Below are 19,630 nucleotides of genomic sequence, written 5' to 3'. Positions count from 1 at the left end.
AACGCGCGTCAGCGCCCCCGCCTCGCCACCGCCAGCGCCCGCACCGCCACCGCCGCCGCCGCAACACCGGACGCCGCGCCCACCACGAGCGCCCAGCGCGGCCCCCAGTGGTCGGCCACCCAGCCCACCATCGGCGCGCCGATGGGCGTGCCGCCCAGCGCCACGGCCAGCCGGATCGCCATCACGCGCCCGCGCATCGAAGGCTCGGTAGAGAGCTGCATCAGGCTATTGGTCTCGGTCATCAAGGTCAGCGCCGCAATGCCGATCAGCACCAGCGCCGCACCGAACCAGCCATAGCTCGGCGCAACCGCAGCCAGTGCGCAGCCCACGCCGAACACCGCCGACGCGATCAGCAGCGAGCCAAAGCGCGGGTTGCTGCGATGCGCGCCGAAAAGCGCGCCCGTCACCGTCCCCACCGCCATCATCGAGGACAGCAGGCCATAGCCGCCCGCATCGGCATGAAAGACGCGCACGGCCATGGTGGAGATGAAGATCGGAAAATTGAGGCCGAACGTGCCGATTAGAAACAGCATCACCACGATCGCCTTGAGGTCCGGGCGCGCCCACACGTAGCGCAGGCCCGCCGCGAGGCTGCCCTTGGCGGGCTTCGCCCGCGCGCGCACGCGCAGCTCCTGCGTGCGCAGGCGCGTGAGCGACACGAGCACCGCCACGAACGACAGCCCGTTGAGCACGAACGCCCAGCCCACGCCCACCGATGCGATCACCGCGCCCGCCACCGCCGGCCCGATCATGCGCGCGGCGTTGAACGACGTCGAGTTGAGCGCGACCGCGTTGGCCAGATCGGCGTCGCCGACCAGTTCGGAGACGAAGGTCTGCCGCACCGGCGAATCGAATGCCGTCGTGCTGCCGAACAGGAACGCGAAGACGTAGACATGCCAGAGCTGCACCACGCCGGTAATCGTCAGCACACCCAGCGCGAGGGCGAGCACCCCGAGCGTGGCCTGCGTGATCATCAGGAGGCGCCGCTGGTCCATGTGATCGGCGGCATAGCCCGACCAGGGCAGAAAGAGCAGCTGCGGCCCGAACTGCAGGCCCATGACCACGCCCACCGCCGCCGCGCTGTGGTGCGTGAGGCCGGTCAGCACGAGCCAGTCCTGCGCGGTGCGCTGCATCCAGGTGCCGATATTGGACACCAGTGCGCCCGCCGCCCACACCCGGTAGTTGAAGCTGCGCAGCGAGCGGAACATGCCGGAGGCGGGGTCGCTCATGAGCCGCGCCTTCGGTTGTGGACGCGCCGATCGAGCCGGCCGGCCAGCGCGCGCAACTCGTCCGCGCGCGCGGGGTTCAATTCGGGGAAGGCATCGGCGTGTCGCTGGATCATGCACGCATTCTACGGAATATGAAGTCGACCTGAAATGGCGAGCTTCATACTTCGTTGCCGCGTGTCTGCGCGGCACGTCCATGCACAATAGCGCCGGGTTCTGCACGATGCGTGAAAAGCCGATGCCCCAAGCACCGCCGAGCGGCTAGCCCGCCTGGCGCCCGGCAAAGCGCACGCCCGGCGACGCCGGGTCGTAACTCCCGACGAGCGTGGAAGTCACGACACAACGCGTCGCGGCGATCTTCCACTTGCCGTCGATCTTGCGGTACTCATCTTCGTAATACGCCCCAAGCTGCGTGAAAGCGCGCTCGCGCGTGTCGAGCATCTGATAGTGCAGCCCCCACTTGCCGCGTGCATGCCGCTCGTCGATCACCTCGATCTGCGGATTGACGCCGTGGTGCATCTCCACGATATGCGGATGGCAGCCCAGCCGCTCGAACACGGCAACCAGCGCGTCACGGTCGTCGAATACGCCGATCGCCCCATAGTCGATGCGCACCGGGCCAGGCGCAAAGCACTCGCGCATGCCGTGCGGATCCTTCAGGTCGCAACAGGAGAAATAGCGCGCCTTGAGGCTGCGAATCGCGTCGGCGTCTTCGAGCGCGCGCAAGCGTGCTTCCAGCGTATCCATCGGGTTCATACGGTCTCCTGAGTTCCGGAAGAATCCGGATTCCGGAACCCCACGGTAAAGGCGCCCACGCAAGCGCGCATCGTCCAGCCGGACGATGCGCCGCGAAATCCGTCGACGGCTAATGTGGGAAACGGCACAGCGGTGGGAAACGGCACGGCGGCCCCTCTCTCGCCTAGCCGTCGATCCGTTTCATCGAGTGCAAACAGTCCTTGGCGAGTTGCTGATAGAGCCGCGTGCCCGCTGCCTTGCCCGCGATCTCCGCTTCGTCCAGAGGCCGCACGACGCGCCCCGGCACGCCCGCCACGAGCACGGCGGCAGGCACGTCCCAGCCCGCCTTGACGAAAGCGCAGGCCGCAACGATGGTTTGCCGGCCAATGATGGCGCCGTCCATGATGACGGCATTCATGCCGATCATCACATCGGGCTCGAGATGGGCGCCGTGCACGACCGCGCCATGTCCGATATGGCTGTTGACGCCCAGCCGGCAGGTCTCGCGAATGCCGACGTGCAGCGTGCAGCTATCCTGCACATTGCTGCCTTCTTCAATGACGATCGCCCCAAAGTCGCCGCGCAAGCTGGCGTGCGGGCCGATATAGCAATGCGCGCCTATGCTCACGTCTCCAATCACGACCGCGGAAGGATGCACATACGCGGATGCATCGACGCGAGGACGCATGCCGTTGAATTCGAAAAGCGCCATAGAGGACTCCGTTGCAGTTGAGGGCACCACCTTAACGGAGCCATCGATCAAATTCCAGCGTTCAATCGCTTCGCAGAGTGGTCGTCGCGTTCGTTCAGGTCCGCGAACACCGCGCCCTATCCTGTTCATTAGACGAAACGACGCCAGCCGGCCCGTGTGTATACTGAGTTCCGCGCCGGGCACTCGCACTGGCGCCCCGATCACTCAACGGCGCAGCGTCGGTCTATACGGATCAAAATGAAAGCCCCTTCCCAGCACAAGTCCAGGCGCGCGCTTCCAGGGCTGGATGTCCGCTTGCGCGACGAGTTGAGTCGGAGCGACGCCCACACGCGTGCAGCGCCGGTCGCTAGTGCCATTACCGATCTCCCCTCGGACAGTGCTACCGCGCTGTATCGCCATGTGATCGAGCGGCTCGAGGCGCAAGTGGCCCACAACGACGGCCACCCGCCGATGCGCAAGGAAGAAGTCGACATGATGTGCAGGTGCCTCGTGACCTGCCGGACGCTAGACGAAGCGATCCGCTGCGCCGCCTCGTTTTGCCAGATGCTCTATCCCCGGGCCGGAGCGTTGCGGCTGTCCGTGCAGGAGCACGAGTCGGTCTTCGAAATGGACTCGTTGCGCCGGACACGCAGCACCGGGGCAAGTCTTGTCGACGTAACGGGCCTGCTTTGCTATCTGCAGTTGTTCAGCTGGCTGATCGCACAACCGCTGCGCTTGACCCGGGTGTGGCTGGCTCACCCGAAACGCAGCGACGTCATGCCTTTGCTCGGTTTGTTCAATGCGCCGGTCACGGTGGATGCCAAAACGTACGGGTTCGCTTTCGAGACTGCATTGCTCTCGCGCCCAGTCGTGCGTCAGCCGGTGGAGCTGGAAGGCTTCCTGGCCCAATTCCCCTTTCAGATCGTCGATGCAGCACCCACAGTCGTTACGTGGGCACAAAAAGCACGTGGGATTCTGGATGGCGCGCTCGAGCGCGGACACGCGCTACCCTCGTTGCAGGACCTCGCGGAATGGTTTGGGCTCAGCGAACCCACATTGCGCCGGCGGCTCGCTGCCGAGGGCGTCAGCTATCTGACCTTGCGCGAACGCTCGCTGCGCGAGGCCGCTGAGCGCTGCTTGCGCGATACGGACTGGCCGGTCTCGCGCATCGCCAGTCATCTTGGCTTCGGCGGAGAAGAAGCGTTCAGACGCGCATTCGTGCGCTGGACAGGACGCGCACCCAGCCACTACCGGTCTCAAGTGCGCGCGCAGGCGTGAGTCCACGGATACGGACAACGCTGTCACAGGCAAACATTCAACGCTGTGGACATGACCACCTCCAACGCCAGTGGCGATGGCAGGCCGATGTATCATTCGCATGCGTACAATCATCCGACCGGCTTTACGATGCCGGATCGCAACATGAGGGAGAGGAATGGATCATCGGCTCGTCTATCTGCTGAACGTGGGGCAGCGACGCCTCCATCGCTGGTCGCAGGCGCGCACGTGGGCGGGCGGCGTGACGGCGGCACAAGCGGGCTTGCTTTTTTTTCTGGCGAAGAACGACGGCGCGCTGACCAATGAAGCCGCGGCCGCGCTCGATTTGAAGGCGCCAGGCATGAGCGGCCTCGTCGATCGCGCGGAACGGGCCGGACTCATCGAGCGTCATGCCGACGAGTCCGACCGCCGCGTTTCGCGCCTCTGGTTGACCAAAGAGGGACGAGCGGCGGTCAAGCGCTCTAAAGCCAGTCTCGCCGATTTGAACGCCAGGCTAACGGATGGGTTCACGGACGCCGAAATCGACATCGTGGCACGCTGGCTGACCAGCCTGCAGGACAAGTTCCCCGCTATCGACGAAGACGCCGCTTAAACAATCGCAGGGCGCGAGACGCGCCCTGCTTCACGCATTGACCGCGTAGCCTTTTATTGTCGAGCCAATTTCGTGAAGTCGGGCTTGCGCTTCTCGGCGAAAGCCGCGAAGGCTTCTTTCGCCTCTGCGCTCGCCAGCCGATCGGCAAAGACGGTCCTTTCGCTATCGATTTGCGCGACCAGCTGTGCCGCATCGCGCATCAATCGCTTCATTGCCGTGAGCGACCCCGCCGGGCGCGCGGCGATCTTCTCCGCAACTTTCCTCGCTTCCGCGCGCAGTTCCGCCGCCGAGGTCTTCCTGTTCGCAAGACCCCATGCGACAGCCGCATCGGCGGAAACCGGATCGCCTAGCGCGAACATGTCGAACGCCCGCACATGTCCGATCCGCAATGGCAACAGCAGGCTCGACGCCGCTTCAGGCACCAGCGCGAGATTCACAAAGGGCGTGATCAATTGCGCGTCCTCGGAGAGCAGCACGTAGTCGCAATGAAGCAGCATCGTCGTGCCCACGCCAACGGCCTTGCCCTGGACTGCCGCGACGATGGGCACCGTCGCCGTCGCGAGTTCCCGCAGGAAGCGCTCGACATGCCGCTCTTGCGGGCCGTTGCCTGCCGACTGAGCCGCGAATTCTCCAATGTCGTTGCCCGCGGTGAACATGTCCCCATCGGCCTGAAACAATAGCGCCCGGATCTCGTCATCCGCGTTCGCCCGCGCAACGGCGTCCGCGAGTGCGCCGTACATCTCGTTCGTGAGCGCATTCTTCTTGTCCGGCCGCGACATCGTTACGGTCAGCACACCCTCTAAAAGCTCTGCCTTGATCGCCTGCATCATTACCTTTCTCCTGAAAGCCAAGCGGCGTTCTTTCGGAACATCATCTTCGCAGATGATTCGCATACGAAGTATATTTAAATTCGCATGCGAAGTAAACATGCCTGAAATCGAAGCCGCCTGGATGGGTGCGCAGCAGCCGCAAGCTCGCGCCGAGCGATTCCGGGCGAGCTTGCGGCTGCGCGGGCGACCCTTCCGGCCAGCACGAGTGCGCATAAGCGGGTATCGTGTCGACTATCCAAAACCCGCACTCGCGCCCATGAATCCGGTCCAACGCCATCTTGTCTCCACACGTCTCGCACTGAAACGCACTGCTGCCATCGCCACGGCGTCTCTCGCCCTCTTCGCGGCTGGATGCGCGACGCCCACGAAGCAGGCCGGGCCCAGCACGCAGGCGCTACCGGCGGCGGCCGCTTCACTCGATGCCGCAATCGCCGGTCCCCAGCGTAGCGAGCGGGCCAAAGCGCGCGACGTCTATCGACATCCGAAGGAGACGCTGCAGTTCTTTGGCGTCGAGCCCACCCAAACGGTGCTCGAAATCGCGCCGGGCGGCGGCTGGTACACGGATATCCTGGCGCCGTGGCTGCACAACGGCGGCCATCTTTACGAGGCCCAATACGTCAGCACGTCAGCGGATCTGGCCGCCGAGGACCGCGAGACCGACACCGCCTTTCTGCACAAGCTCGCGGCGAACCCCGCGCTCTATGGCAACGTCAAGGTGGGCACCCTGCACGCCGGCGAATTCAAGGGCTTCGACGCGCAAAGCCAGTTCGACGAGGTGCTCACGTTCCGTAACATCCATAACTGGATCAAGGATGGCCAGATCGACGACAACCTGCGCGCGTTCTATGTCGCGCTGAAGCCCGGCGGCGTGCTCGGCGTCGAAGAGCATCGCGCGCGGCGCGGCACGACCGTGCAGCAGATGATCGATACCGGCTATGTGACCGAAGAGTATGTGATCGAGCATGCGCAGAGCGCGGGCTTCGTGCTGGCCGCGCGCAGCGAGATCAACGCGAATTCGAAGGACACCAAGGACTATCCGCACGGCGTCTGGTCACTGCCGCCCAGCTACAAGGGCGGCGACGTGGACCGCGCGCGTTATGCCGCGATCGGCGAATCGGATCGCATGACGCTCAGGTTCATCAAGCCATGACGCAACGCGTCAAGTATTCGATATCGAAACGACGCCTTGAAACGAAGCGTATTCTGAACGCCGCACGACAACGCGGATTGGGTTCTCGCGGCCGCGCCATGTCAGAATAAAGCCCTCGCCTCGACTCGGAAGGCTGTAGCCCACGCGCGCTCGTCATCATGCGGCCCCCCATCTCTCCCTCATTTCCGCAATCGGGTCACGTTCGCCAGAAGACCCGCTTGAGCGGATTCGACCCGCACACCCTGCGCGAGGCGCTCCAGGAGGGTGTGCTGGAGCACGTCCAGCTGGAGGTCGGACAATTCCGCGGCACGATCGCCCACAGTGCGAGCCGCGAGCTCCAGGTCGACTGGGGCAACTACAGCCTGTCTGTCATGGCGCGAGGCGCGCTCAACCGCAACCGGGTCACGCTGGGCATGTTGCTCAGTGGCAAGGGCGATTGGCGGCTGTTCGGCACCCCCGTCGAAAACGGGCTGCTGGTGGTCGCGCCGGAAGGCAGCGAACTGGTGCTCTGCCTGCCCACGCAACCGCAGTGGGTGTCCATCCAGGTGGAGCGCGAACGGCTCGACGCCATCGGCGTCGATCTGGGGCTCGCGTCGCGCAGCGGTGGTTCGCGCCTGACCGGATACAGCGACGCGATGATGCGTACGCTGCAGCATTGGTCATCTGTGCTGCTGGCCAACGGCGCAGGGACCGATGAGGCGAATGCGGAACTGGCGCTCGCGCACGAAGACATCCTTTCGGTCTTGCTCGGCGAGCTGAATGGCCGGCAAGCGGGCCGCGGCGCATTTCTCGATGCCGGGGAACGATGGCGGATCGTGCGGCGCGCCCAGGACTTCCTCGACGCCCAGCGTGGCCCGCTAGTCCGTATCGACGACCTGTGCCAGGCCGCGCACACGAGCCTGTCGACGCTCGAACGCGCCTTTCAGGAGGCGTTCGGCTGCAGCCCGCGCCGGTTCCTGATCCTGAGGCGCATGTCGGCCGTCCGGCAGGAACTGTTGCGCGGCGAACTCACGACCTCGGTGACCGAAGTCGCCACGCGTTGGGGCTTCTTCCATTTGGGCCGCTTTGCTGTGGAATACGCGAAGCTCTTTCACGAACGTCCTTCGGACACCTTGCGCCAGCCCATCCATGGCGCCGGCCATACCTGGGATTTCCCCTGACACCCACGGCTGCGTGCGCAACTTGCCGAAAAGTGGATAGTCGATCCGGCGCGCCTGCTCCAGACTTCCTCATCGGTTAAGGCCGGCCCGCCCACAGCAGCCTCTCGTTCAGCCGCATGCACGTATGACGATGCGCCGCTGGCGTGCTGGCGCCCCGGGCCCGGTTCCATAACGACAACCCGACAAGCGCATATCGCTAGCGGCCCCGGTCCAGGAAATCACGGGCAGGCCGGACTGCATTGCGCCGGCGTCCTCCGTTATCTACCTGCCTGGATATGCATACTTCTTTCGACTACATCGTGATCGGCGGCGGGTCTGCCGGGAGCACGCTCGCCAGCCGTCTGAGCGAAGACCCCCACACCACCGTCTGCCTGCTTGAAGCCGGGGATTCGGACAAAAGCGCGCTGATCCAGATGCCCGCGGCCGTGGTCGCCATGTTGCCGACGCGCCTGCATAACTGGGCGTTCAAGACCGTGCCGCAAGCGGGCCTCAACGGACGGCGCGGATATCAGCCGCGTGGCAAGACTCTTGGCGGATCCAGTTCCATCAACGCCATGCTGTATGTGCGCGGCGATCGTTGGGACTACGACAATTGGGCGGCGCAGGGCAACCCGGGCTGGTCGTTCGGGGACGTGCTCCCCTACTTCAGGAAATCCGAGCATAACGAAACGATCGACAACGCGTTCCACGGCAGGGGCGGCCCGCTCAATGTGGCGGATCTCCACGCTCCCAGCCCCATCCATCAACGATTCCTGCAGGCCGCAGTGCACTGCGGCGTGCCGATCGTTGCGGATTACAACGGAGTGGATCGCGACGGCGCCTTCATGTACCAGGTCACGCAGAAAAATGGCGAACGTTGCAGCGCGGCCAAAGCCTATCTCACGCCCAACCTGGCGCGAACCAACCTCATGGTCATGACGGGCGCGCGAACCGAGCGCTTGCTGCTGGAAGGCAGCCGTGCCATTGGCGTGCGCGTCAAGATTGGCGGCGAGACGCGAGACCTCAAGGCCAATCGCGAAGTGATCCTGAGCGCCGGCGCCTTCGGCTCGCCGCAAATCCTCATGCTTTCCGGCATCGGTGCCGGCGCTCAACTGCAAACCATGGGCATACCCGTGGTGCACGATCTGCCCGGTGTGGGCGAAAACCTCCAGGACCATATCGACTACGTCTACAGCTACTCGATGGCGGGCAGCCCCGAGACATTCGGCATGTCGCTCGGCGGCAGTGCGCGTGTGGTCAAGGGGATTGCGCAATGGCGCCGCGAGCGCAAGGGTTTGATGACCACGCCCTACGCCGGCGCGGGCGCGTTCGTGCGCAGCAGCCCCGATGTGCCGGCGCCCGACCTCCAGATGATCTTCGTGGAGGCCATCGTGGACGACCACGCTCGCAAATTGCATCTGTCACATGGCTTCAGTTGCCACGTCGACGTTCTGCGCCCGAAGAGCCGGGGCAAGGTGACATTGGCCACGACCGATCCCTTCGACGCGCCGCGGATCGACCCGCGCTTCTTTTCTGATCCCGCGGATATGGCCGTCATGCTCAAGGGCGCGAATCTGCAGCGCCGCATTCTCGAGGCGCCGCCGCTGAAGGCGTTGGGCGCGAAGCCGCTCTATCCCGTCGACCAATCCGACCAGCGCGCCGTCGAGCAGGATATCCGCAACCGCGCCGACACCCAGTACCACCCGGTCGGCACCTGCAAGATGGGCAACGATCCGCTCGCCGTCGTGGATGCCCGGTTGCGCGTCCACGGCATCGAGGGGCTGCGCGTCGTGGACGCCTCGATCATGCCGACTGTCGTCAGCGGCAACACCAATGCTCCCACGATCATGATCGCTGAAAAGGCTGCCGATATGATCCGCGCGGCTTCGAAGCAAGCTGCGGCGTAGCACTGCTATCCCGCTCCGGCCCTTCTACGGAAGTCGTCTCGCGGGGCTTGCGCTCGTCCCGCCCAATCCGTTCGAGCTCACGGGCGATACGCTCGCCCAGCACTGTCGCTGCAGAAACACGTGCCCCGAGAGGCGTTAGAACATCGGATGCGCATCCGGATACAGCGCCGTCCTGAGCGCGAACCCTCCCAGCACCACGAAGATGATCGCGGCAAGCACATGCACAGCCTTGGTCGGCAGCCGGTCGGCAAACTTGTGACCAAGGTAGATGACCGGGACGTTGGCGAGCATCATGCCCAGCGTCGTGCCTGCCACGACGCCAAAAAACTCGTGAAATCGCGCAGCCAGCGCGACTGTCACCACCTGCGTCTTGTCGCCCATCTCCGCGAGAAAGAACGTCACGACCGTCGTGCCAAACACGCCCATATGCCCCTTTGTGACGGCATCGGCATCGTCCAGCTTGTCCGGAATGAGAATCCAGACGGCCATCAGCGCAAACGAGGCGACTACGGCCCAGTTCATGACATGGGGATTGATGACATTTGCGAGCCACGCTCCCAGCGCGCCCGAGAAGCCGTGATTGACCAACGTTGCCACGAAGACGCCAAGCACGATCGGAATGGGCTTGCGATAGCGGGCCGCCAGGACGAGCGAGAGCAGTTGAGTCTTGTCGCCAATTTCGGCGAGGGCGACCACGCTGGTCGATACGAGAAAGGATTCCATGGGGATTGTCGTTACCGGGCCGCGCAGTCAACACGCGATGACACACATTCCCGCGACCCGGCCAGGTGGGAATGTACGTCATCGGTCTTGCCAGGCTTGCGCTGCACACGCCATGTCGCCAGTCGGCCGACAAGTATGTTGACGTGCGCCTCCAGACATCGCGTCCAGAGCGGCTACTCCCCGAAGAGTGCCGCGATTATAAGAGCGGGACGCCTGAGGGCGCAAGTTCGTTTTTAGTATACCCCCCTACCCTATCTGTGCTACAGTGCGCCCGCTAACGGGAGAACAGGCATGAGCCATACGATTCGCGAAAAGCAGAAGCTGCTTAACCGCATTCGCCGGATAAAGGGGCAGGTTGAAGCCATAGAGCGCGCGCTCGAGGAAGAGCGCGGCTGCATGGATGTGCTGCAGCAGGTCACCAGCTGTCGGGGGGCGATGAACGGGTTACTCGCCGTTGTGCTCGAGGACCACATCCGCACCCATCTGGTCGACGCCGAGCCCGCCGACGAACACGGCAGCGGCACCGAACAGTTGATCGAGGTAGTCCACAGCTACTTCAAGTGAGCGCAACATGAGCAACTTTACGAACGACGCCTTCGGGGCGGGACACGACCACATTTTCCTGGGCGCCGCCCACGCGGACAACGAGCGCAGGACCTGGATGGTGATTGCGCTGTGCAGCGCGATGATGGTGGCCGAGATCGTCGGCGGCAGCCTCTTTGGCTCCCTCGCGCTCGTCGCCGACGGCCTGCATATGTCGACGCACGCAGGCGCGATGCTGATTGCCGCTCTGGCCTACACGTACGCACGCAGGCACGCGACCGATTCCCGCTTCGTCTTCGGCACCGGCAAGCTGGGCGACCTCGCGGGTTTTACGAGTGCCATCGTGCTGGCCATGATTGCCCTGCTGATTGGGTATGAGGCCGTTTCGCGCTTCTTCTCACCGGTACCGATCCACTTTGGCCAGGCCATTCCCATTGCCGTGGTTGGCCTGCTGGTCAACCTTGCAAGCGTGTGGCTGCTTAGCGGCGACCATCACGGGCACAGCCATGGACATAGCCACGGGCACAGCCACGGGCATGGGCATGAAGGCGAGCATGGCCACGACGACGAGGTCCAGCGTGTCTTCGGCACCGCCGGCGTGTTTGCGGTGTCGATTTTCGAAGATGGCGTCCCGCCGGTGTTTCGTATCACGCCGGAGACAGCGAATTCGAAGCTCACGTCCGATAGTGTCTCTGTCGTAACGATTCGCCCGGACGGCACGCGTCAGACGTTTGCATTTGCCGAGCGCAACGGCTATCTGGAATCGAAAGAGGACATTCCTGAGCCGCACGCATTCAGGGCAGTTGTCCGCCTGCCCGATGGCGAGCACGAAATCGAGTTCGAAGAGCACGACCACGGTCACGACGACGCGCACGATGCCGCGAGCCGCGACCACAACATCCGGGCTGCCTACGTTCATGTGATCGCCGACGCGGCCGTGTCGGTGCTGGCAATCATCGGCCTCGTGCTTGCGCGCGCGTTTGGCTGGCTCTGGATGGACCCGCTCGCGGGCGTGGTCGGGGCGCTGGTGATTGCGAACTGGTCATGGGGCTTGATGCGCGATACGGGAGGCATCCTGCTGGACATGAATCCGGACCGGCGCATGGCCGAGAACGTCCGTCATGTCATCGAGGACAATGGCGACACCGTACTCGACCTCCATCTGTGGCGTGTCGGCCCCGGGCACATGAGTGCGATCGTATCGGTCGTCACCCATGAAGCCCAACGCAACCCGGACTTCTATCACGCGGCGCTCAAGCGCTTCAGGGGACTGTCGCATGTGACGGTCGAAATCAATCCGACCCGCGCCGCGGCCTATTGATGGCAGCCAAATCGCCTTGCATCGATGTATGCGCGTTCGACGGTAAAACCGGGCTCTGTGTCGGCTGCCTTCGCACTCGCGAAGAAGTCCGGGACTGGAAAAAGATGACCGACCATCGGCGCCATCAGATCCTCAACGACCGGTCCCGGCGACAGGCCAAGGTCGCGCGCTAGACGCCGGCAGCCGCACCCGGTCAGGCCGGATGCGGTCAAGCCGGATGCGGGCGAACCGGTCACGGCGCGGCCGGTTCGCCCGTGACGCAGCGGATGCGGATCACGCCCTGTGTCCGCTCAGTGACAACAAACCGTCGAAGCGGAGCGAAAGCCTGGTGCGCGGTCTCCACTACATGCCCATGCCCGTCCCTCCGCTCGTGCCAGTGCCGGTACCCGAACCTGTGTTCATGCCTGGGTTCGACGTCGGAATCACATCGATCCTTCCATAGACGCCATCAGCCTCGTCATTCGGCCCCGCCGCGAAGAACAGCGTATTGGAAGGCTGACTGCTGAGGTCGTTGCCGAACGCGATGCCCCACAGGCCGCGCTCGACGATCGGACTGCCGTTCGACCCATTGAGCGGCCCCATCGACAGGCCGCTCGATCCATTGAACGCGTTGATCGTGCCGTCGCCAAAATTGCCGATCAGTATCGCGCCGCTCATCGAGCCAAAGTTGCCCGGCGCTTGCGCGATACCCCAGGGCGCGTTGAGCACGCCGCCCGTCGCGAAGCGCTGCTTCAGGTTACCCGCCGTGTCGTACACATCGACCATGCCGAGACCCGCGCCCGCGACATCGTCGTGTTTGGCCGCATCCTGCATCGCGTAAGTGACGAACAGACTCGAGCCGATCGCCCGTATGCCGAACGGCGCAAAGCCGGCTGGGATCGCCGGGTCCGTGAAGGCGTCCGGCATCGCGACCTTGGTGAACGTCGTATTGAAGACGTCGATCTTGTTGTTATGGAAGTCGGTCGCGTAAAGGAAGTTGCTGCCATTCATCGCTGCCAGCGCGAGACCCTTGTACACGGCGCCGCCCGTGCCGTCGTCGTACATGACGAACACGCTGGTCGGCCCGACGGCGGGTGCCCACGCCGTGATGGTGCCGCCCTCGCCCGCAAAGATGAATGCGGCGACATCGGACTTGCCGTTCTCCGTGACAGTAAAGCTTTGCGTGCTGTTGAAGACAATGCCGGTGGGTGATGCTGGGCCGTTCTTCCCGTCGGGTATCGCGACGACCAGCGATTGCGGCACGCCGTTGCCGTCATAGAGCGTCGCGACATTGGTGCCGTTGTCCGCGACCCAGGCGAATCCGTTCGGATTGAAGGCGACGCCCCAAGGATTCTTCAGATTCGCATCCGTGTGCGCGGCGGCCACCGCGCCATCCGATACGAGCGCCGTCACAGCGAACGACGACTGGACCGGCGGATTTGAAGGGCTCGAACTGGAACCGCCGCCGCCGCATGACACGAGCGTCGCGATGGCCGCTGCGCATGCTACGACGCCGAACACGTCGACTGGAGACTTCATGACCGTACTCCCTGTTCTGTCCAAAGGACGTAACGTTTCTGGAACGAGGAGAATGCGAGGTTTATTCCGGCAACGGAGGGTTTATTTCCCGGGCGATCTCGTGTAATTGCAATGGCTGAACCGGCTAGCTAAAAGCGAGTGGCATACAACGCACAACCCACGTGGCTATTCCTTTCGCACAACCAAAAAATGGGAGCACGCATGAGCGTGCCGGACGCAATCAGCGTCACCCGGTGTTCTGCACGATGGTCCATTGCCTGCGCGTTCATCCTGGAATACGCCACTTGCGGTTCACGTTTACTGCGCATACAGCCCCCCTGCAGGAAGCGCATATGCCGTTGCTCAGGCAGGGCCGTCCGCGTGCTCGACAAAATGGCGTACGGCAATCGATCGACGACCGACGGGCACACTGTTTTGATTCGAAGGAGATTGCCATGCGTCTCGCTTACGGAATCGCTGTTCTCATCGGTGCAGCCGCGCTCGGCATGACATCGCATGCCAGCTATGCACAGCAAACCGTCAAGGCCATCCTGCTATCGACCTCCATACAGCTCGACACCCATAACGTGAAGCCCGGTCGCGTCACAATCGACGTCAAAAATGCCGCGGACAACAATATGGAGCACGAACTCGTGGTACTCAAAACGGACCTCGCCGATGACGCACTGCCGCTCAGCAAGGGCCAGGTGCCCGAGCAAAAGCTCAGGAAAGTGGGGGAAGTCGAGGATATCGCACCAGGCAAGAGCAAGCACATGTCATTCAGGCTCACGCCCGGACACTACGTCCTGATCTGTAACAAGCCCGGACACTATGCTGCAGGCATGCATACCGCACTCGCCGTGACGCCTTGACGTCATGGCGCCGTGAATCGGCAAACGGCTTCGGCGCCCACCTGCTCTTATGGACAGAATGGCTCCGAGCGCCGCCCGATACTTCGGGCGGCCGGGATCGGTCTTGTGCCGTGCCTTACGGGATGATTGAACGACCCTGGCAGGTCAATTTCGCCTTCAGGAACAGCGGAATAAAAGGCGCACACGGAACGTTTTTTCTGCACACAGTCCGTCAGGTTCCATGCGCGTGCAGCGCGCCCGAATTTTTCGATGCCATGCCGCGTTGATATCGATCCGTTCCGCGTTTTTCACGAGTTCTCTAAAAACGATGAACCGCGCGTTGTTGATAGCAGTGAGTTGTCCCTATGAGCGACGATCTCAAGCCCATGGCCGCGTCCGGCTCCAGCGAGCCGGTGCTGCATGCGCTATCGGCCTTCGTCGACAACGAGTTGCCGGCAGCGGAACGCTGGGCGCTGGCAGATCGCCTCGCCGTCGACCGGTGGGCTGCATGCTCCGTCGCCCACTATCGCGCACAGCGGGCTGCCTTGCGGGTGCTGTTTGCTGCTGATCCAGCCGCGCAGGCGAGCGTGCCGTGCGTGGTGCTGCGCGCGCGCACAATCTGGTGGCGCCGCGCGGCGTTCGCCGCCTGCTCGCTCGCAGCCGGCACTGCCCTTGCGGGACTTGCCGGTGCAATTTTTTGGCAGATTGCGCCGCCGAACGCGCAGATGTCATTCGCCGAGCAGGCTGACCTCGCTTATGTGGTCTACGCGCCCGAGCAGCGTCATCCGGTGGAGGCGGGGGCCGCGCGCGAGGGGGCGCTCGTCGACTGGCTCTCTAAACGCCTGAATCATCCGCTCTCCGCGCCGTCGCTCCGGGAGTACGGCTTTGTACTGCTGGGTGGGCGCCTGTTGCCTGGCACGGCCGGGCCAGCCGCGCAACTGATGTATGAGGACGGGAACGGTGCGCGGCTTTCGCTTTACGTGAGTCCGGTCTCCCAGCGCGAGATGGACATCCGCCTCTTGCGCGGAGGCGATCGCCGTACGTTCAGCTGGGCAAACGACCACATCGGCTATGCGCTCTCCGGCCAGATGGCGGAGGGTCCATTGCGCAGGATAGCGGTTGACGTCTGCCGCGAGCTTGGCGGACATCCCGAAAAGTGGGGGTAGCAGTTTGCGAGATCGCCATCCCATTCGTCGGCGAGGCACGACCATGCGTCGTGTCAGCCCATGCGCAACCGCGATCGTAGCGTTCGCCTGCGCTGCGTGGGCAACTGTCGGGGTGAGTGCCGATCCGTTCGACGCGTCCGTGCCGTCGGTACAGTATCGGCTCGATCCGCACCGTTCAGGTGTCACCTTCGACGTCACGAACGCCTGGCATGCGAAGCTCACCATGCGCTTCAGCCGCATGCGCGGCCAGCTCGACAGGTTCAAGGGGGATGGCGCGGGCCGCGTCACGGTGACAATCGACGCAACCAGCCTTGAAGCGAGCGAGCCGTTCGTCGCCGGAACCGTCGAAGGCGGCGACATGCTGGACGTGGCGCACTATCCGGCCATTCGCTTCGTGAGCACGCGGTGCGAGCGCACCGGTACCGCCACGGCACGTTTGGTCGGCGATCTGACTATCCGGGAAACGACGCGTCCCGTTGCGTTCGCGGTGACGTTCGACGCAGACCCGCGTGATCCGCCGGGCGTCCCCAGAACACTGACTATTTCCGCCGACGGCCATTTCAGCCGGACCGCGTTCGGGCTGTCGCGATGGTCCTCCGCGATCGGGGACGACGTCCACATGAGGATCCAGGCCGAATTCGTCAGGGAACGGCCGGGTCCGTGAGTCATTCACGGCCTCGTCGAAACGTGCGGATGGTCATGTGAAGAAAGGATGCGTGCGCGCACGCCGTCGCCAATATCGAGTTCCGGCGCGAAGGCGATCCGCGCATCGGCAGGCAGAGTCAGACATGGGTGAAGATGCCGGAAGGTTGGCGTGTGGTGAGCGCCCATGTCAGCTGGATGGAGGGTCAGGGCTTGTTCACGCTAATAACAGGCCCTGGCATCCAGAATGGCTCGCATACCCGCTCATTCGCATGAGTGGCGGGTATGCCGGTGGCGGCCGCTACTCGACCGAATCATTCACGTCGGTGAGCCGGATCATGTGCGGACGGACTTGCGTTTCGTCGTTTGCTTCGTCGTCCGCTTCGTCCTCGACAGGAGGATGGATAAGCGCGTCGAGACGCGCGCGCGTCGCGAGGAACTCCGGCGAATTGAACTGCGCATAGCTGCGTGGGCGTGGGACCGGCACCTCGATCAGCTCCTGCACCTCGCCAGGATGCGCCTTCAGCACGAGAATCCGGTCGGCGAGAAAAATCGCCTCGTCGAGATCATGCGTGATGAACAGGATCGTGACGTCCACATTGCGCCAGATATCGAGCAGATGCGCCTGCATTTTCGAGCGCGTCTGCGCGTCGAGCGCGCCGAACGGCTCGTCCATCAGCAAGATCCCGGGCCGATTCGCGAGCGCGCGCGCAATCGCCACGCGTTGCTTCATGCCGCCGGAAAGCTGGTGCGGATACGCGTCGGCGAACTTCTCCAGCCCGACCAGATCGAGCCATTGCAGCGCCTCGCGCTCGGCCTGCGCTGCGCCCTGCCCATTCATACGCAGTCCGAACATCACGTTCTTCTTGACCGTGAGCCACGGAAACAAGGTATAGCCCTGGAACACCATGCCACGGTCCGCGCCCGGACCGCGCACGGCCTGCCCCTTGACGCACACCTCACCGCTCGTGGGCGTCTCCAGACCGGCGAGAATGCGGATCAGCGTGGATTTCCCGCAGCCCGATGGCCCGATCACGCAGACAAACTCGCGCCGGTGCGTCGTGAAACTGATGTCGGCAAGCGCGGTGTGCTCGCCCTGGGGCGTGGCGAAGCGCTTGGTGAGATTGCGCACTTCGAGAATCGGTTCGCGCGCTTTCAGGCGCTCGAAGCGCGCGCGCACCGCATCGGACTGGAGGAGATAGTCGGGAACGGTCTTCGGATTCAACATGATGCAAGTCCTTGAGAGTCGATGCGACAGACGGCGCTGCCGGGTACGCGCTTACGCCTTCAGCGTGCGGTCCCACGGAAAGAGCCTGCGCCCGATGAATGCGAGCACGAGATCGGTGCCGAGTCCGATGATCCCGATCATCATGATCGCCGCGTACACGTTGTCGAAATGCTGGTAGCGCGCCTGCTGCGTGATGTACCAGGTGATGCCCGAGCTCGTGCCCACGAGTTCCGCGACAATCAGGTACGTCCAGGCCCAGCCGAGCAGGATGCGCTGGTCGCGGTACAGGTCGGGCAGGACGCCCGGCACCACCACGTGCGTGAGCAGCTTCAGGCGCGTCGTGCCGAGCGTCATCGCCCCTTCGAGCAGGCCGTATTCGAGCTTGCGCGTGGTGTTCGCGATGATGAGCACCTGCTGGAACAGCGTGCCGATCACGATGATGGCGATCTTCGGCGCATCGTAGATGCCGAGCACCGCCACCATCAGCGCACCGAAAGCGGGCGCGGGCAGATAGCGGAAGAACTCGAAGAACGGCTCCTGCAGGCGCGCGAGCGCGCTGTAGGTCCCGCAGACGATGCCAAGCGGCACGCCGATCGCCGACGACAGCACGAAGCCCCAGAAGATGATCTGGATACTGTGCCAGAGGCTCTGGTGCAGCCACACGCCGTCATGTGAAGCGGGCGGCGTGGTGAACGCCGTGTAGAACGCCTCGAGCACTTCGTGCGGTGCCGGCAGATAGACCGGATTGGCCGGCACGCCCGCGGGCAGCGCGGCGTGCGACGCGCGCGCATGCGCGAGCTCGTCGGCGAACACGTCCTTGTCCACGCGCATGCCGGACTGGAAGTAGTCCACACTGCCCGGCTGCGTGACGAGCACCTGCGGATGCCAGACGAACGGCACATAGCTCACCACGCACCACACGAACAGCGGCAGCAGGAACGCGCCGATCCCCAATATCCACTTGCCGCGCGGCGACAGCTCGCGGCGCACGGCTAACCATCCGGTCTGGCTGAATTCGGCCATGGCGTTCTCCTCTTGCTCCGTTACTTCAACGCGCCCGTGAGCGACGGCTCGATATAGGCGTTCACGTCCTGCGAGGTCTTGTAGACCTGGTACTTCACGTTGAACGCGTCGGCGGCATGGCTCGAGCCATAGAGCGAGCGGAAGCCATCGCCCTTCGCATAGGCCTGCTGCGCCTCCGGCAACGTCAGCAGCTTCGTGCCCTTGAGCAGCGGCAGATACTGCTGCGGCGTGAGGCCCACGCGCGCCGCCATGATCTTCACGGCATCGCCCTGGGTGGCCGGGTCGTCGATATAGCGCACGACGCGATACCAGACCTTGGTGAGCTTCTCGTAGTCGTCGCGATGCGCCGCGAGGCTCACGGGATTCACCGCGAGCACGTCGTAGATGAGGCCCGGCTCGTCGGCGGACGTGAATACCGGCCGCGCGCCCGGCACCTGGCGCAAGGCTTCACCGGCATTCGGCTGCCACGCCGCGATGGCCGAGACGTCCGACGAGCCGAGCACCTGCGGGGTCTCGTTGGTCTTCGCATTGACGAGCGTGACGTCGCTCTCCTTCATGCCGGCGCGCTGGAGCGCATCGAGCAGCAGCAGGTGATCGACCACGCCGAACTCCACGCCGATCTTCTTGCCCTTCAGGTCCTGGATGCGGCGCGCGGGCGGCTTGGCCACGATCATGTCGTTGCCGTTCGAGTAGTCGGTGATCAGCGCCATGACGTTCTTCGCGCCGTTCGCGCCCATCGTCAGCGCGTCGCCGTTGGTGACGAGCACGGCATCCAGCTTGTTCGCCGCATACGCATCCATCGAGGCCGCGTAGTCGAACCATTCGAACTTCACGTCGAGGCCGGCCTCCTTGAACCAGCCCTTGTCGATCGCTACCTGCCAGGCCACCCAGCCGGGCCAGTCGCTATAGCCGATGCGCAGCGGCGCGGCGCTTGCGCTCTGGGCGTGCGCCGCGAAGAAGCCGGTGGCGAGCGCGAGGGCGCCCGCCGCGCGCTTCAAGCGCCGGCGCAGGGTGAAAAGTCGGCTTGCGGACGTGACGGGTGCACAAACGCTGCGGGTCGTCTTCATGGCAAATCTCCTGGATGAGTG

General features: G+C 64.0%; 20 protein-coding genes, 1 pseudogene and 1 riboswitch. Of the genes and pseudogenes, 12 read left to right on the top strand and 9 right to left on the bottom strand.

Going from position 1 to position 19,630, the window contains the following annotated elements; all coding sequences use genetic code 11:
- Positions 1 to 8: 8 nt before the first annotated feature.
- The 3 genes from E1956_RS36920 to E1956_RS36910 all read right to left on the bottom strand — a co-directional run bounded on the left by E1956_RS36920 (position 9) and on the right by E1956_RS36910 (position 2,673).
- Positions 9 to 1,229, bottom strand: a complete 1,221-nt coding sequence (locus tag E1956_RS36920; RefSeq protein ID WP_134758311.1) for an MFS transporter — start codon at positions 1,227 to 1,229, stop codon at positions 9 to 11.
- Positions 1,230 to 1,487: 258 nt separating this feature from the next.
- A complete protein-coding gene (locus tag E1956_RS36915) occupies positions 1,488 to 1,982 on the bottom strand; it encodes a nuclear transport factor 2 family protein (protein ID WP_134758310.1) in 495 nt (164 codons plus the stop codon).
- Between the two features lie 163 nt (positions 1,983 to 2,145).
- Positions 2,146 to 2,673, bottom strand: coding sequence for an acyltransferase (locus E1956_RS36910; protein WP_134758309.1), 528 nt, complete (start codon positions 2,671 to 2,673; stop codon positions 2,146 to 2,148).
- A gap of 294 nt (positions 2,674 to 2,967) precedes the next feature.
- On the opposite strand from E1956_RS36910, the gene E1956_RS36905 reads away from it, so the two are divergent.
- Both E1956_RS36905 and E1956_RS36900 read left to right on the top strand, forming a co-directional pair.
- Positions 2,968 to 3,930, top strand: a complete 963-nt coding sequence (locus E1956_RS36905) for a helix-turn-helix domain-containing protein (protein WP_232072347.1) — start codon at positions 2,968 to 2,970, stop codon at positions 3,928 to 3,930.
- Between the two features lie 157 nt (positions 3,931 to 4,087).
- Entirely contained in the window at positions 4,088 to 4,522 is a 435-nt protein-coding gene (locus E1956_RS36900; RefSeq protein WP_134758308.1) for a MarR family winged helix-turn-helix transcriptional regulator, read from the top strand.
- Positions 4,523 to 4,575: 53 nt separating this feature from the next.
- Here the strand turns inward: E1956_RS36900 and E1956_RS36895 are convergent, their stop codons facing one another.
- Positions 4,576 to 5,352 (bottom strand): enoyl-CoA hydratase-related protein, encoded by a 777-nt coding sequence (locus E1956_RS36895; RefSeq protein WP_134758307.1) that lies wholly within the window; start codon positions 5,350 to 5,352, stop codon positions 4,576 to 4,578.
- 256 nt (positions 5,353 to 5,608) lie between these two features.
- Between E1956_RS36895 and E1956_RS36890 the strand changes: the two genes are divergently transcribed.
- The 3 genes from E1956_RS36890 (at position 5,609) to E1956_RS36880 (ending at position 9,548) form a co-directional block, all read left to right on the top strand.
- Positions 5,609 to 6,502: a class I SAM-dependent methyltransferase gene (locus E1956_RS36890; protein WP_134758306.1), complete on the top strand. Its 894-nt coding sequence runs from the start codon at positions 5,609 to 5,611 to the stop codon at positions 6,500 to 6,502.
- Between the two features lie 218 nt (positions 6,503 to 6,720).
- The gene (locus tag E1956_RS36885; RefSeq protein ID WP_167760249.1) at positions 6,721 to 7,662 is read left to right on the top strand and encodes a helix-turn-helix domain-containing protein; all 942 of its coding nucleotides are present in this window, start codon (positions 6,721 to 6,723) and stop codon (positions 7,660 to 7,662) included.
- Positions 7,663 to 7,937: 275 nt separating this feature from the next.
- Positions 7,938 to 9,548 carry a GMC family oxidoreductase gene (locus E1956_RS36880; protein ID WP_134758304.1) on the top strand — a complete coding sequence of 537 codons (1,611 nt, stop codon included), beginning with the start codon at positions 7,938 to 7,940 and terminating at the stop codon, positions 9,546 to 9,548.
- Between the two features lie 135 nt (positions 9,549 to 9,683).
- On the opposite strand, the gene E1956_RS36875 is transcribed toward E1956_RS36880, so the two are convergent.
- Positions 9,684 to 10,271, bottom strand: a complete 588-nt coding sequence (locus E1956_RS36875; RefSeq protein WP_134758303.1) for a TMEM165/GDT1 family protein — start codon at positions 10,269 to 10,271, stop codon at positions 9,684 to 9,686.
- Between the two features lie 15 nt (positions 10,272 to 10,286).
- Positions 10,287 to 10,465, bottom strand: a riboswitch (yybP-ykoY riboswitch).
- Positions 10,466 to 10,562: 97 nt separating this feature from the next.
- Between E1956_RS36875 and E1956_RS36870 the strand changes: the two genes are divergently transcribed.
- From E1956_RS36870 to E1956_RS36860, 3 genes are read left to right on the top strand one after another with little or no spacing between them, the layout of a single operon-like run.
- On the top strand, positions 10,563 to 10,835 hold the full coding sequence (locus E1956_RS36870) for a metal/formaldehyde-sensitive transcriptional repressor (RefSeq protein ID WP_028224360.1): 273 nt from the start codon (positions 10,563 to 10,565) through the stop codon (positions 10,833 to 10,835).
- 7 nt (positions 10,836 to 10,842) lie between these two features.
- The gene (gene dmeF, locus E1956_RS36865) at positions 10,843 to 12,135 is read left to right on the top strand and encodes a CDF family Co(II)/Ni(II) efflux transporter DmeF (protein WP_134758302.1); all 1,293 of its coding nucleotides are present in this window, start codon (positions 10,843 to 10,845) and stop codon (positions 12,133 to 12,135) included.
- A complete protein-coding gene (locus E1956_RS36860; RefSeq protein ID WP_134758301.1) occupies positions 12,135 to 12,308 on the top strand; it encodes a DUF1289 domain-containing protein in 174 nt (57 codons plus the stop codon). Before dmeF ends, E1956_RS36860 begins: the two co-directional genes overlap by 1 nt.
- Before the next feature lie 169 nt (positions 12,309 to 12,477).
- Here the strand turns inward: E1956_RS36860 and E1956_RS36855 are convergent, their stop codons facing one another.
- The gene (locus tag E1956_RS36855) at positions 12,478 to 13,653 is read right to left on the bottom strand and encodes a TIGR03118 family protein (RefSeq protein WP_134758300.1); all 1,176 of its coding nucleotides are present in this window, start codon (positions 13,651 to 13,653) and stop codon (positions 12,478 to 12,480) included.
- A gap of 434 nt (positions 13,654 to 14,087) precedes the next feature.
- Between E1956_RS36855 and E1956_RS36850 the strand changes: the two genes are divergently transcribed.
- The 4 genes and pseudogenes from E1956_RS36850 to E1956_RS47120 form a co-directional block, all read left to right on the top strand.
- Complete coding sequence (locus E1956_RS36850) at positions 14,088 to 14,504, top strand: plastocyanin/azurin family copper-binding protein (protein WP_134758299.1); 417 nt, start codon at positions 14,088 to 14,090, stop codon at positions 14,502 to 14,504.
- 344 nt (positions 14,505 to 14,848) lie between these two features.
- Complete coding sequence (locus E1956_RS36845; protein WP_134758298.1) at positions 14,849 to 15,649, top strand: anti-sigma factor family protein; 801 nt, start codon at positions 14,849 to 14,851, stop codon at positions 15,647 to 15,649.
- A 112-nt stretch (positions 15,650 to 15,761) separates the two neighbouring features.
- Positions 15,762 to 16,313: a YceI family protein gene (locus E1956_RS36840; RefSeq protein ID WP_232072345.1), complete on the top strand. Its 552-nt coding sequence runs from the start codon at positions 15,762 to 15,764 to the stop codon at positions 16,311 to 16,313.
- Between the two features lie 59 nt (positions 16,314 to 16,372).
- A pseudogene (locus E1956_RS47120) lies at positions 16,373 to 16,567 on the top strand (AtzH-like domain-containing protein); the annotation flags it as partial.
- 25 nt (positions 16,568 to 16,592) lie between these two features.
- On the opposite strand, the gene E1956_RS36830 reads toward E1956_RS47120, so the two are convergent.
- The 3 genes from E1956_RS36830 to E1956_RS36820 are packed head-to-tail and all read right to left on the bottom strand — an operon-like array spanning position 16,593 to position 19,609.
- A complete protein-coding gene (locus tag E1956_RS36830) occupies positions 16,593 to 17,519 on the bottom strand; it encodes an ABC transporter ATP-binding protein (RefSeq protein ID WP_134758296.1) in 927 nt (308 codons plus the stop codon).
- A 51-nt stretch (positions 17,520 to 17,570) separates the two neighbouring features.
- A complete protein-coding gene (locus E1956_RS36825; RefSeq protein WP_134758295.1) occupies positions 17,571 to 18,542 on the bottom strand; it encodes an ABC transporter permease in 972 nt (323 codons plus the stop codon).
- A 20-nt stretch (positions 18,543 to 18,562) separates the two neighbouring features.
- The gene (locus E1956_RS36820; protein ID WP_134758294.1) at positions 18,563 to 19,609 is read right to left on the bottom strand and encodes an ABC transporter substrate-binding protein; all 1,047 of its coding nucleotides are present in this window, start codon (positions 19,607 to 19,609) and stop codon (positions 18,563 to 18,565) included.
- Positions 19,610 to 19,630: the final 21 nt, after the last annotated feature.

Origin of the sequence: Paraburkholderia pallida, assembly GCF_004524855.1 — a bacterium.
In the GTDB taxonomy this organism is placed as follows: Bacteria; Pseudomonadota; Gammaproteobacteria; order Burkholderiales; family Burkholderiaceae; genus Paraburkholderia; species Paraburkholderia oxyphila.
This window is presented reverse-complemented; position numbering and strand designations above follow the sequence as displayed.